The 12035-nt window shown below is 71.2% G+C and carries 8 protein-coding genes; 6 read left to right on the forward strand and 2 right to left on the reverse strand.

Features of this window, described 5'->3' with window-relative positions:
- Positions 1 to 14: 14 nt before the first annotated feature.
- Positions 15 to 1412: an ROK family protein gene (locus tag AB0F56_RS01625; RefSeq protein ID WP_362002830.1), complete on the reverse strand. Its 1398-nt coding sequence runs from the start codon at positions 1410 to 1412 to the stop codon at positions 15 to 17.
- Between the two features lie 187 nt (positions 1413 to 1599).
- Here AB0F56_RS01625 and AB0F56_RS01630 point away from each other — a divergent pair, with 187 nt between their 5' ends.
- The 4 genes from AB0F56_RS01630 to AB0F56_RS01645 are packed head-to-tail and all read left to right on the forward strand — an operon-like array spanning position 1600 to position 6289.
- A complete protein-coding gene (locus tag AB0F56_RS01630; protein WP_362002832.1) occupies positions 1600 to 2916 on the forward strand; it encodes an extracellular solute-binding protein in 1317 nt (438 codons plus the stop codon).
- 28 nt (positions 2917 to 2944) lie between these two features.
- Positions 2945 to 3943, forward strand: a complete 999-nt coding sequence (locus AB0F56_RS01635) for a sugar ABC transporter permease (RefSeq protein ID WP_362002833.1) — start codon at positions 2945 to 2947, stop codon at positions 3941 to 3943.
- Positions 3944 to 3974: 31 nt separating this feature from the next.
- Positions 3975 to 4814 (forward strand): carbohydrate ABC transporter permease, encoded by an 840-nt coding sequence (locus tag AB0F56_RS01640; protein ID WP_362003206.1) that lies wholly within the window; start codon positions 3975 to 3977, stop codon positions 4812 to 4814.
- A gap of 53 nt (positions 4815 to 4867) precedes the next feature.
- Positions 4868 to 6289 carry a GH1 family beta-glucosidase gene (locus AB0F56_RS01645; RefSeq protein ID WP_362002834.1) on the forward strand — a complete coding sequence of 474 codons (1422 nt, stop codon included), beginning with the start codon at positions 4868 to 4870 and terminating at the stop codon, positions 6287 to 6289.
- Between the two features lie 57 nt (positions 6290 to 6346).
- Here the strand turns inward: AB0F56_RS01645 and AB0F56_RS01650 are convergent, their stop codons facing one another.
- Positions 6347 to 7366: a LacI family DNA-binding transcriptional regulator gene (locus AB0F56_RS01650; RefSeq protein WP_362002835.1), complete on the reverse strand. Its 1020-nt coding sequence runs from the start codon at positions 7364 to 7366 to the stop codon at positions 6347 to 6349.
- A gap of 303 nt (positions 7367 to 7669) precedes the next feature.
- Here AB0F56_RS01650 and AB0F56_RS01655 point away from each other — a divergent pair, with 303 nt between their 5' ends.
- Both AB0F56_RS01655 and AB0F56_RS01660 read left to right on the forward strand, forming a co-directional pair.
- On the forward strand, positions 7670 to 9778 hold the full coding sequence (locus AB0F56_RS01655; protein WP_362002837.1) for a discoidin domain-containing protein: 2109 nt from the start codon (positions 7670 to 7672) through the stop codon (positions 9776 to 9778).
- A gap of 96 nt (positions 9779 to 9874) precedes the next feature.
- Positions 9875 to 12028, forward strand: coding sequence for a discoidin domain-containing protein (locus AB0F56_RS01660; RefSeq protein ID WP_362002839.1), 2154 nt, complete (start codon positions 9875 to 9877; stop codon positions 12026 to 12028).
- The last annotated feature ends 7 nt before the right edge of the window (positions 12029 to 12035 follow it).

The following is a 12035-nucleotide window of genomic DNA, read 5'->3' on the forward strand; positions in this document are numbered from 1 at the left end:
GATCGGTCCGTCGGTCAGGACGTCACGCGGTGTTGGAGCGCCGGTTGCCAGGTCGGGACGGGGGCTTCCGGTGGGGAGTCGGTGCGGCGGCCGCCGCGGGCGAAGAAGGCTTCCAGGGGGAGGATCGCCGCGCCCACGGTGACGGCGTCCGGGCCCAGGGTGCCCAGTTCGATACGGGTCCGCTCGGCCGGGTAGCGCAGGGCGAAGGCGGCCGCGTGGGGTTTGACCGTCTCCAGGAAGCGCGAGCCGAGCTGAAGGCCCGCCCAGCCGCCGACGAGGATGCGCTCCGGCTGGAAGAGGTTGATCAGGTCGGCGAAGCCGGCGCCCAGGTACTCGGCGGTCTCCTCCAGGACGGCGAGCGCCGTCGCGTCGGGCTCCGCGTCCGAGCCCTCCGGCGGGTAGGCGGCCGTGAGCATCGAGGTCAGCGCCGTCTCCTCGTCCGCCCCGGTCGGCGGCCTGCCGCCCGCCTCCCGCCAGCGCTCCAGGAGCGCCTCGGCTCCCGCGTACGCCTCCAGGCAGCCCTGGGAACCGCAGCGGCAGCGGCGCCCCCGGACCCGTACCGTCAGATGGCCCCACTCGATCGCCCGGCCCGACTCCGTGCCCTCGCCGATCACGCACGCGCCGACACCCGAACCGAAGAGCACGACCACGGCCTCGGAGACCCCGCGCCCCGCGCCGAACCACATCTCGGCCTGGCCGAGCGTCTTGGAGCCGTTGTCGATGAGGTACGGCACGCTCTCGGGCACCGCACCCGTCTCCCGGAGCAGCCGCTCCAGCGGGACGGCGTCCCAGCCCGTGGTCTGGCCGTGCACCACCGCGCCGTCCTCGGGCGTGTGGGCGACGATGCCGGGGACGCCGATGCCGACGCCGAGCAGCCGCTCCGCGGGCACGTCCGCCGCGCGCAGCACTTCGGCGATGCCGTCGCGTACGTGACCGACCACGATGCCGACCTCGTACCGACCGTGCGGGCCAGGGTCGCCGCCCGTGCCGCCGTCAGGGCCTCTGCCCGTGCCTCCGCCCGTGGCTTCGCCCGGGCCGCCGCCGGCCCCGTCGCCCTGGCCGTCCGTCGCCAACGGAAGCTCCATGCGCGCGAGTTCGGTGAGGGCGAGGTCGAAGAGCTCCACCCTGATCCGGGTCTCGCCGACGTCGACGCCGATCATGCAGCCGCTGCCGGGGCTGACCCGCAGCAGGGTGCGGGGGCGGCCGCCCGCCGAGTCGACGCTGCCGGCCTCCTCCACGAGGCCCTCGGCCAGGAGCTCGCCGACCACGTTGCTGACCGAGCCCGAGCTCAGGCCCGTCGCGGGACCGAGCGCCAGACGGCTCTGCGGCCCGTCGAAATACAGTCGCCGCAAGACGGCGGTGCGGTTCTCCCGCCGCAGGTCACGCACCGTACGGCTGCTCTTCGCTCGCACTCTGCCCCCAGTTCCTGAAGTCCTGATCGCAAGATACCCCTGTCGGGGCCCTTGACGCGACCTTCTCTCGGTATTTAACTCACGTCCTAAAATAAGCCGGGAGGGTGTACGGGGCGAGCACGGGACGTCTCGCCCGCCCCACCTCCTCCCCGGACTCCGTCACTCCCCGAAAGGGCCTTGAGGAGCCATGCGCAGAATCAGAGCCGCGGTCACCGGTGCCGTCACTCTCTCCCTCGTCCTCACCGCCGCCGCCTGCGGAGGCGGCACCTCCGACGGTTCCGGCTCCAACTCCCAGCCGAAGACGCTCACGTACTGGGCCTCCAACCAGGGCTCCAGCATCGAGGTCGACAAGAAGGTCCTGCAGCCCGAACTCGACCAGTTCGAGCGGGAGACGGGCATCAAGGTGAAGCTGGAGGTGGTGCCCTGGTCGGACCTGCTCAACCGGATCCTCACCGCCACCACCTCCGGCCAGGGCCCCGACGTCCTCAACATAGGCAACACCTGGAGCGCCTCGCTCCAGTCCACCGGCGCCCTGCTGCCCTGGGACGACGCGGCCTTCGCGAAGATCGGCGGCAAGGACCGCTTCGTCGACTCCGCGCTCGGCTCCACCGGAGCCCCCGGCAAGGATCCGGCCGCCGTCCCGCTGTACTCCATGGCCTACGCGCTCTACTACAACAAGAAGATGTTCAAGGACGCCGGCATCGAGAAGCCGCCGGCCACCTGGGACGAACTGGAGGCCACGGGCAAGCGCCTGAGCAAGGACGGCAAGTGGGCCATCGGCGTCGAGGGCTCCAACCTCTCCAACAACATCCACCAGGTCTTCGTCCTCGGCAAGCAGCACGGCGCCGACTTCTTCACCGCCGACGGCAAGGCCGACTTCACCTCCGACGGGGCCGTCGCCGCCGTCAAGCAGTACGTCGACCTCATGGCCGTCCAGAAGATCGTCGCGCCCGGCAACGCGGAGTACGCCCAGAACCAGTCGCTCAGCGACTTCGCCAAGGACAAGACCGCCATGGTCCTGTGGCAGACCCCCTCGCAGACCTTCGCGTCCCAGGGCATGAGCGAGGACGAGTGGGGCGTCGCCCCCGCGCCCGTCCTCTCCGGCGCGCCCGGCCAGGGCACCTCCGTCAACTCCATGGTCGCCGGCATCAACCTGGCCGTCTTCAAGAACACCAAGAACCTCGACGGCGCCACGAAGTTCGTGAAGTTCATGACCGGCGACGAGGAGCAGAAGATCCTCAACCAGGCCTACGGTTCCGTCCCGCCGGTCAAGAGCGCGCAGGCGGACCCCGCCTTCGGCACCCCCTCGCTCAAGGTCATCCGCGACACGCTCGCCACCAGCGCGTCCGCCCTGCCCCAGGTCCCCGAGGAGTCCCAGTTCGAGACCGTCGTGGGCACCGCGGTCAAGGAGCTGTTCGCCGACGCGGCGGCCGGCCGCCCCGTCACCACCCAGTCGGTGAAGGCGGCCCTCGACAAGGCCCAGCAGCAGATGCCCAAGAAGTAGGCACGGAAGAAACCAGGCCGGACCTCTCATGACATCGACCGTCACGCACCAGGCAGGGCCGCGGACGGTGCGGAAGGCGCCGTCCGGAGAGGCGCGCACCCCGCGCCGCCGCTCCGGACGGCTGCGCCGCATCTCGCTGCCGTACCTGCTGCTCCTGCCCGCACTCCTCCTCGAACTCCTCGTCCACCTCGTGCCGATGGTCATCGGCATCGCCATGAGCTTCAAGGAGCTCACCCAGTTCACCATCCGGAACTGGGGCGACGCGCCCTGGGCCGGCCTCGACAACTACGCGCTCTCGATCGACTTCGACGCCCCCGTGGGGCAGGCCCTGCTGAAGTCCTTCGTGACGACCTGCGTGTTCACCGTCGCGTCCGTGGGCCTGTGCTGGCTGCTCGGCACCGCCGCAGCCGTCTTCCTGCAGGAGTCCTTCCGCGGCCGCGGCCTGCTGCGCGCGCTCTTCCTCGTGCCGTACGCACTGCCCGTCTACGCCGCCGTCATCACCTGGGCCTTCATGTTCCAGCGCGACAACGGCCTCATCAACCACGTCCTGCACGACCAGCTCGGCATCGGCGACAGCCCCGCCTTCTGGCTCATCGGCGACAACAGCTTCTGGGCGCTGCTCGTCGTCTCCGTCTGGAAGGGCTGGCCGTTCGCCTTCCTCATCGTGATGGCCGGTCTGCAGAACATCCCGCGCGAGCTGTACGAAGCCGCGGCCCTGGACGGCGCCGGGGCGTGGAAGCAGATCCGGCACATCACCCTGGCCTCGCTGCGACCGGTCAACCAGGTCCTCGTCCTCGTCCTTTTCCTGTGGACCTTCAACGACTTCAACACACCGTTCGTGCTCTTCGGCAAGGCGGCGCCCGAATCGGCCGACCTCATCTCCCTGCACATCTACCAGTCCTCGTTCCAGACCTGGAACTTCGGCACCGGCTCGGCGATGTCCGTCCTGCTGCTGCTCTTCCTGCTCCTCGTCACGGGCGTCTACCTGCTGCTCACCAGCCGAGGAAGGAAGACCGGCGATGTCTGAACCCCTCACGCGGAGGCCGTCACGCTCCCCGATGGCCGCACCCCGCTCCTTCCTCTGGACCCGGCGGATCTTCCTGACCCTCCTCACCGGCTTCGTCCTGCTTCCGGTGTACGTGATGGTCTCCAGCTCCCTCAAGCCGCTGGAGGACGTCTCGGAGAAGTTCCAGTGGATCCCGAGCGGGCTCACCCTCCGGCCGTACGTCGACATCTGGCAGACCGTCCCGCTGGCCGACTACTTCGTGAACTCGCTCGTCGTGGCCGGCGCGGCGACCGTCTGCTCCGTGGTGGTCGCCGTCTTCGCGGCGTACGCGGTCAGCCGGTACGGCTTCCGGGGCAAGCGGGTCTTCACCGTGACCGTGCTCTCCACACAGATGTTCCCCGGCATCCTCTTCCTGCTGCCGCTGTTCCTCATCTACGTCAACATCGGCAACGCCACCGGGATCGCGCTCTTCGGCTCGCGCGGCGGGCTGATCCTGACGTACCTCACCTTCTCGCTGCCGTTCTCCATCTGGATGCTGATCGGCTACTTCGACTCGATCCCCCGTGACCTGGACGAAGCCGCCAAGGTCGACGGCTGCGGCCCGCTCGGCGCCCTGTTCCGGGTGATCGTCCCCGCGGCGATCCCGGGCATCGTCGCCGTCGCCGTCTACGCGTTCATGACCGCGTGGGGCGAGGTCCTGTTCGCCTCGGTGATGACGAACGACACCACCCGCACCCTCGCCGTCGGCCTCCAGGGGTACGCCACCCAGAACGACGTGTACTGGAACCAGGTCATGGCGGCCTCGCTCGTCGTGAGCGTCCCCGTCGTCGCCGGCTTCCTGCTCCTCCAGCGCTACCTCGTCGCCGGCCTCACGGCAGGTGCGGTGAAGTGACGCTCTTCCGTGACCCCATGTCTCCACCCATGTCTCCACCCATGTCTCCACCGATGTCCCCACCGCAGTCCCGACCGACGTCAGAGAGGTCCTCCGTGTCCGACTCCACCGACGCCCGCACGCCCTCGGCGCTCGACCTGGGCGCCTTCCCCGCCGGCTTCTCCTGGGGCACCGCGACCTCCGCCTACCAGATCGAGGGCGCCGTGGCCGAGGACGGCCGGGGCCCGTCCATCTGGGACACCTTCTCCCACACCCCGGACACCATCGACAACGGCGACCACGGCGACGTCGCCTGCGACCACTACCACCGCTGGCCCGAGGACATCGCCCTGATGCGCGGCCTCGGCGTCGACGCGTACCGGCTGTCCATCGCCTGGCCCCGCGTCCTGCCGGCCGGCGACGGCGCCCTCAACGCGCCGGGCCTCGACTTCTACGACCGGCTCGTCGACGGCCTGCTCGACGCCGGGATCACGCCCTCCGTCACCCTCTACCACTGGGACCTGCCCCAGGCCCTCCAGGACCGGGGCGGCTGGGCCGAGCGCGAGACCGCCGAGCACTTCGCCCGGTACGCCGAGATCGTGGGCGCCCGCCTCGGCGACCGGGTCAGCCAATGGGCCACCCTCAACGAGCCGCTCTGCTCGGCCTGGATCGGCCACCTGGAGGGCCGCATGGCCCCCGGTCTGACCGACCTCACCGCCGCCGTCCGGGCCTCGTACCACCTGCTCCTCGGCCACGGCCTCGCCGCCCAGGCCCTCCGCGCCGCCGCCCCCGCCGCCCAGGTCGGCATCGTCACCAACCACTCGACCGTGGCGCCCGCGTCCACCCGGCCCGAGGACATCGCCGCCGCCGCCCGCATGGACGGCCACACCAACCGCTGGTGGCTCGACCCCGTGTACGGCCGCGGCTTCCCCGCCGACCTGCGCGAGCTCTACGGCGTCGAGCTGCCCGAACGGCCGGGCGACCTCGACACGATCGCGACGCCGCTCGACTGGCACGGCGTCAACTACTACTTCCCGGTCACCGTCGCCGACGACCCCGAGGGACCCGTCCCGTACGCCCGTGAGGTCCGTCTGCCGGACGTGCCCCGCACCGGCATGGACTGGCAGATCGACGGCGGCGGGCTCGAAGCGCTCCTGATGCGGCTCACCGACGACTACGGCGCCCGCCGGCTGTACGTCACCGAGAACGGCTCCGCCTTCCCCGACCGCGTCGGCCCCGACGGCACGGTCGACGACCCCGAGCGGACCGCGTACCTGGAGGAGCACGTCGCCGCCTGCGCCCGCGCCCTGCGCAAGGGCGCACCGCTCGCGGGTTACTACGCGTGGTCCCTGCTCGACAACTTCGAGTGGGCCTACGGCTACGACAAGCGCTTCGGCCTCGTCCACGTCGACTACGCCACGCAGCGGCGGACCGTGAAGGGGAGCGGCCTGCGGTACGCGGACATCATCCGCGACCACCGTGGGCTGACCGCCTGACCGATCCGTGGGTGGACCCCCGCCGGGGGGCGGGGGCCCACCCACGGAAGCCGGTCCTCAGGACGAGTCGCGTACGAGCAACTCGGGGGCGAACACCAGCGTGGCGGGTTCCGTACGCGTGCCCTGGAGGTGCTCGGTCAGCAGCTCCGCCATGGCCGCGGCCATCCGCTCCACCGGCTGCCGTACGGTCGTCAGGGCCGGCCGGCAGGCCACCGCCGCGCTCGAATCGTCGAAGCCGACGACGGAGACGTCACCCGGCACCGACCGGCCCCGCTCGCTCAGGTACTGGCAGGCGCCCCGGGCCATGAGGTCGTTCGCGGCGAACACCCCGTCCAGGTGCGGGTGTTCGCTCAGCAGACGGGCCGCCGCGGCGGCCCCGCTCTCCACCGTGAAGCACCCCTCGACCACCGGGACTTCGGAGATCCCGGCCTGCCCCAGGGTCTCGCGGAAACCGCGCAGCCGCTCGCGCGCCGCGGGCAGGTCCTGCGGGCCGCAGATCGTCGCGATCCGGCGGCGTCCTCGTGCGAGCAGGTGCCCGCCCGCCAGGCGGCCGCCCTCGGCGTTGTCGAGATCCACGTGGCTCACCGGCGGCTCCCCGGAGGGGCGCGCGAAGTGCACGGCCGGGATCGCCGTGTCGGCCAGCATCGCGGCCAGCGGGTCGTCGGCCTGGACCGACACCACCAGGGCGCCGTCGGCGCTGCCCTGGCGCAGATACGCGACGACCTGCTCCCTGGCCGCCCCGGACTCCGCGAGCAGCAGCACCGGATGGACGCCGCGGGCGCGCAGGAAGCCGAGCGCCCCCTCGACCACCCGCCCGAAGAACGGGTCGGAGAAGACACGGGCCGTGAAGGTCTCGCCCGCCCCGGACAGGATCAGTGCGACCGTCTCGGTGCGTCGGGTCACCAGCGACCTGGCCGCCAGGTTGGGCGCGTATCCGGTCCGGTCGATCGCGCGCCGGACGGCCTCCTGGATGCCCGGGTCCACGTTGCGGACGCTGTTCACCACCCGTGACACGGTCGCGCGCGACACCCCCGCCTCGCGCGCGACGTCTTCCAGCGTCGGTCCCCTTCTGCCCACCACTGCACCCTAACGCGCCCTTTCTCTCCGCATTCCGGTGCCCGGTGTACCGCGGGGCTCAGGTCGGACTCAGGCTTAAGGCAAGTCGAAAGAAAAGTGCGGTCAGACTTATTGACCGTCAGATTCCGGGCCGTGCAGGGTGTCGGAGAGCGCTCTCCCGCTGTCCGTTCCCTCTAGGAGCCCCGCATGTCTCCCCTTGGGCAACACCCACCCCTCACGTCTCGCAGTCGCGGAAGCGGTCCCGGCCGCCGTCACGGCCGCGGCCGCGGATCCGCGCCGGCCCGCCGAGGTATCGCCGCCGCCGTGGCCACCGCCCTCGCCGGCGCCCTGCTCGCGCTGACCCCGACCACCGGCGCGCAGGCGGCGCCCCTGCCTGTCTCGCAGGGCAAGCCCGTCACCGCCTCCAGCGTGGAGCAGGCCGGCACCGCCGCCGCGGCGGCCGTCGACGGCGACCTCGGCACCCGCTGGTCCAGCGCCTTCTCCGACAACCAGTGGCTCCAGGTCGACCTCGGCGCCCCCACCGCCCTCTCCCGGGTCGAGCTGCGCTGGGAGGCGGCCTACGCCTCGGCGTACCGCATCGAGCTGTCCACGAACGGCACCGACTGGACCACCGCCCACTCCACGACCACGGGCGCGGGCGGCACGGAGAACGTCCCCGTCTCCGGCACCGCGCGCTACGTCCGCCTGCAGGGCGTCACCCGCGCGACCGGATACGGCTACTCGCTCTGGGAGTTCCAGGTGTACGGCACCGACGGAGGCCCGGTCATCCCGGGCGGCGGCGACCTCGGGCCGAACGTGCACGTCTTCGACCCGGCCACGCCCGGCATCCAGGCCAAGCTGGACGAGGTCTTCCGGCAGCAGGAGTCGGCGCAGTTCGGCCCAGGACGGCACGCCTTCCTCTTCAAGCCCGGCACCTACAGCGGGCTCAACGCCCAGATCGGCTTCTACACCCAGATCGCGGGGCTCGGCCTGCGCCCCGACGACACCTCGATCAACGGCGACGTGACCGTCGACGCGGGCTGGTTCAACGGCAACGCCACCCAGAACTTCTGGCGTTCGGCCGAGAACCTGGCCCTCAACCCGGTCAACGGCACCAACCGGTGGGCGGTCTCCCAGGCGGCCTCCTTCCGCCGCATGCACGTCAGGGGCGGCCTCAACCTGGCCCCCGACGGCTACGGTTGGGCCAGCGGCGGCTACATCGCCGACAGCAAGGTCGACGGCCAGATCGGCAACTACTCCCAGCAGCAGTGGTACACGCGCGACAGCGCGATCGGCGGCTGGTCCAACTCCGTCTGGAACCAGGTCTTCTCCGGCGTCGAGGGCGCCCCTGCCACCAGCTTCCCCGAGCCCCGCTACACCACCCTCGACACGACCCCGATCTCCCGCGAGAAGCCCTTCCTCTTCTGGGAGGGCGGGGAGTTCAAGGTCTTCGCGCCCGCCAAGCGGACCAACGCGCGCGGCACCACCTGGGCGAACGGCACCCCGCAGGGCATGTCGATCCCGCTGAGCCAGTTCTACGTCGTCAAGCCGGGCGCCAGTGCCGCCACGATCAACGCGGCCGTCGCGCAGGGCCTGCACCTGCTCTTCACCCCGGGCGTCTACCACGTCGACCGCACGATCGAGATCAACCGCGCCGACACCATCGTCCTGGGCCTCGGCCTCGCCACGATCATCCCGGACAACGGCGTGACCGCGATGCGGGTCGCCGACGTCGACGGCGTCCGGCTCGCCGGCTTCCTCATCGACGCGGGACCCGTCAACTCCCCGACGCTCCTCGAGGTCGGCCCGCAGAACGCCTCCGCCGACCACGCCGCCAACCCCACCACCGTGCAGGACGTGTACATCCGTATCGGCGGCGCCGGCGCGGGCAAGGCGACCACCAGCATGGTCGTCAACAGCGACGACACGATCATCGACCACACCTGGGTCTGGCGCGCCGACCACGGCGAGGGCGTCGGCTGGGAGACCAACCGGGCCGACTACGGCGTCCGAGTCAACGGCGACGACGTGCTCGCCACCGGCCTGTTCGTCGAGCACTTCAACAAGTACGACGTGGAGTGGTACGGCGAGCGGGGCCGCACGATCTTCTTCCAGAACGAGAAGGCCTACGACGCCCCCAATCAGGCCGCCATCCAGAACGGCGCCACCAAGGGCTACGCCGCCTACCGCGTCGACGACTCGGTGAACACCCACGAGGGCTGGGGCCTCGGCAGCTACTGCTACTACAACGTCGACCCCACCATCCGCCAGGCACACGGCTTCAAGGCCCCGGTCAAGCCCGGGGTGAAGTTCCACAGCCTGCTCGCCGTCTCGCTCGGCGGCAACGGCCACTTCGACCACGTCATCAACGACATCGGGGCGCCCACGTCGGGCACGGAGACCATCCCCTCGACCGTCGTCTCCTTCCCCTGACCGACCGGGGCCGGTGTCCGCCCACAACGCCCCGCCACGGCGGACACCGGCCCCTCCGGCACACCCCACACCCCCACCCCACCCGCAGGAGCCGCCATGCCACGCACCGGCGCGACCTCGCTCGTCACCCCGCTCACCCTCGCTGCCTTGCTCGCCTCGTCCCTCACCCTCGCCGCGGCCCCCTCCGCCGGCGCGGCCGAGACCCTGCTCTCGCAGGGGCGGACGGCCACCGCCTCCACCACGGAGGGCGCCGCCTTCCCCGCATCGGCCGCCGTCGACGGCGACCTCACCGGCACCCGCTGGGCCAGCGACCGCAGCGACCCGCAGTGGCTCCAGGTCGACCTGGGCCGCAGCGCCACCCTCAGCCGGGCCGCCCTCACCTGGGAGGCGGCCCACGGCAAGGACTACGAGATCCAGGCCTCCGACAACGGCACCGACTGGCGCACCCTCAAGGCCGTCACCGGCTCGGACGGCGGCACCGACGAGATCGCCCTCTCCGGCACCGGCCGGTACGTACGGATGCTCGGCACCCAGCGCGCGACCGGATACGGCTACTCGCTCTGGGAGTTCCAGGTGTACGGAGACGAGGGCGGCACCCAGCCGCCCGCGGCCGGAGCCGTCCGCGTCACCGGCACCCAGGGGAACTGGCGGCTCACCGTCGGCGGAGAGCCCTACACCGTCAAGGGCCTGACCTGGGGCCCCGCGATCGCCGACGCCGCCCGGTACATGCCGGACGTGCGGTCCATGGGCGTCAACACCATCCGTACCTGGGGCACCGACGGCTCCACCAAGCCCCTCCTCGACTCCGCGGCCGCGCACGGCGTCAAGGTCGTCAACGGCTTCTGGCTCCAGCCCGGCGGCGGCCCCGGCTCCGGGGGCTGCGTCAACTACGTCACCGACACGGCGTACAAGAGCACCATGCTCACCGAGTTCGCCCGGTGGGTCGACACGTACAAGACGCACCCCGCCACCCTCATGTGGAACGTCGGCAACGAGTCCGTCCTCGGCCTGCAGAACTGCTACTCCGGAACGGAGTTGGAGGCCCAGCGCAACGCGTACACGACGTTCGTCAACGACGTGGCGCGGAAGATCCACGAGATCGACCCGGACCACCCGGTCACCTCCACCGACGCCTGGACCGGCGCCTGGCCGTACTACAAGCGCAACGCGCCCGATCTCGACCTGTACTCGATGAACTCCTACGGCGACATCTGCGGCGTCCGCCAGGACTGGGAGGAGGGCGGCTACACCAAGCCGTACATCATCACCGAGACCGGCCCGGCGGGGGAGTGGGAGGTGCCCGACGACGCCAACGGGGTGCCCGACGAGCCGACCGACGTCCAGAAGGCCGCCGGCTACACCCAGGCCTGGAACTGCGTCACCGGTCACCAGGGCGTCGCCCTGGGCGCGACCCTCTTCCACTACGGCATCGAGCACGACTTCGGCGGCGTCTGGTTCAACCTGCTGCCCGACGGCCTCAAGCGGCTCTCGTACTACGCGGTCAAGAAGGCGTACAGCGGCAGCACCGCCGGGGACAACACCCCGCCTGTGGTGAGCGGCATGACCGTCACTCCTGCCGGGAGCGCCCCCGCCGGCGGCGAGTTCACCGTCCGCGCCGACGTCCGTGACCCCGAAGGGGATCCGCTGACGTACAAGATCTTCCTCAGCGGCAACTACGCCAACGGCGACAAGCGGCTCGTAGAGGCGCAGTGGCGCGCCACCGGCAACGGCACCTTCGCCGTCACCGCCCCGCAGAAGCTCGGGGTCTGGAAGGTGTACGTCCAGGCCGAGGACGGCCGCGGCAACGCCGGCATCGAGACGAAGTCCGTCAAGGTCGTGGCCCCGCCCGTATCGGGGACCAACCTGGCCCTGAACCGGCCGACCACGGCCTCGTCCTTCCAGCCGTCCTACGGCGACTGCCCCTGTCCGCCGCAGAACGCCACCGACGGCAACGGCACCACCCGCTGGGCCAGCGACTGGAGCGACCCGCAGTGGATCCAGGTGGACCTGGGGTCCGTACGGTCCGTCCGGCAGCTCCAGCTCGTCTGGGACCCCGCCTACGCCCGGGCCTACGAGGTCCAGGTCTCCGACGACGGCACCACCTGGCGCACCGTCCACACCACGACCACGGGCGACGGCGACGTGGACACCGTCGACGCGGCGACGACCGCGCGGCACGTCCGACTCCAGCTGACCGCCCGGGGCACCGGCTGGGGCTACTCGCTCCACGAGTTCGGCATCTACGGCTGACGCACCC

Origin of the sequence: Streptomyces sp. NPDC026092, assembly GCF_040638605.1 — a bacterium.
Classification (GTDB): Bacteria; Actinomycetota; Actinomycetes; order Streptomycetales; family Streptomycetaceae; genus Streptomyces.

Excerpts from the sequence above, each read along its gene's own strand:
- AB0F56_RS01630 (WP_362002832.1), top strand. The coding sequence starts at position 1,600 with ATGCGCAGAATCAGAGCCGCGGTCACCGGTGCCGTCACTCTCTCCCTC.
- AB0F56_RS01635 (WP_362002833.1), top strand. The coding sequence starts at position 2,945 with ATGACATCGACCGTCACGCACCAGGCAGGGCCGCGGACGGTGCGGAAG.
- AB0F56_RS01640 (WP_362003206.1), top strand. The coding sequence starts at position 3,975 with ATGGCCGCACCCCGCTCCTTCCTCTGGACCCGGCGGATCTTCCTGACC.
- AB0F56_RS01645 (WP_362002834.1), top strand. The coding sequence starts at position 4,868 with ATGTCCCCACCGCAGTCCCGACCGACGTCAGAGAGGTCCTCCGTGTCC.
- AB0F56_RS01660 (WP_362002839.1), top strand. The coding sequence starts at position 9,875 with ATGCCACGCACCGGCGCGACCTCGCTCGTCACCCCGCTCACCCTCGCT.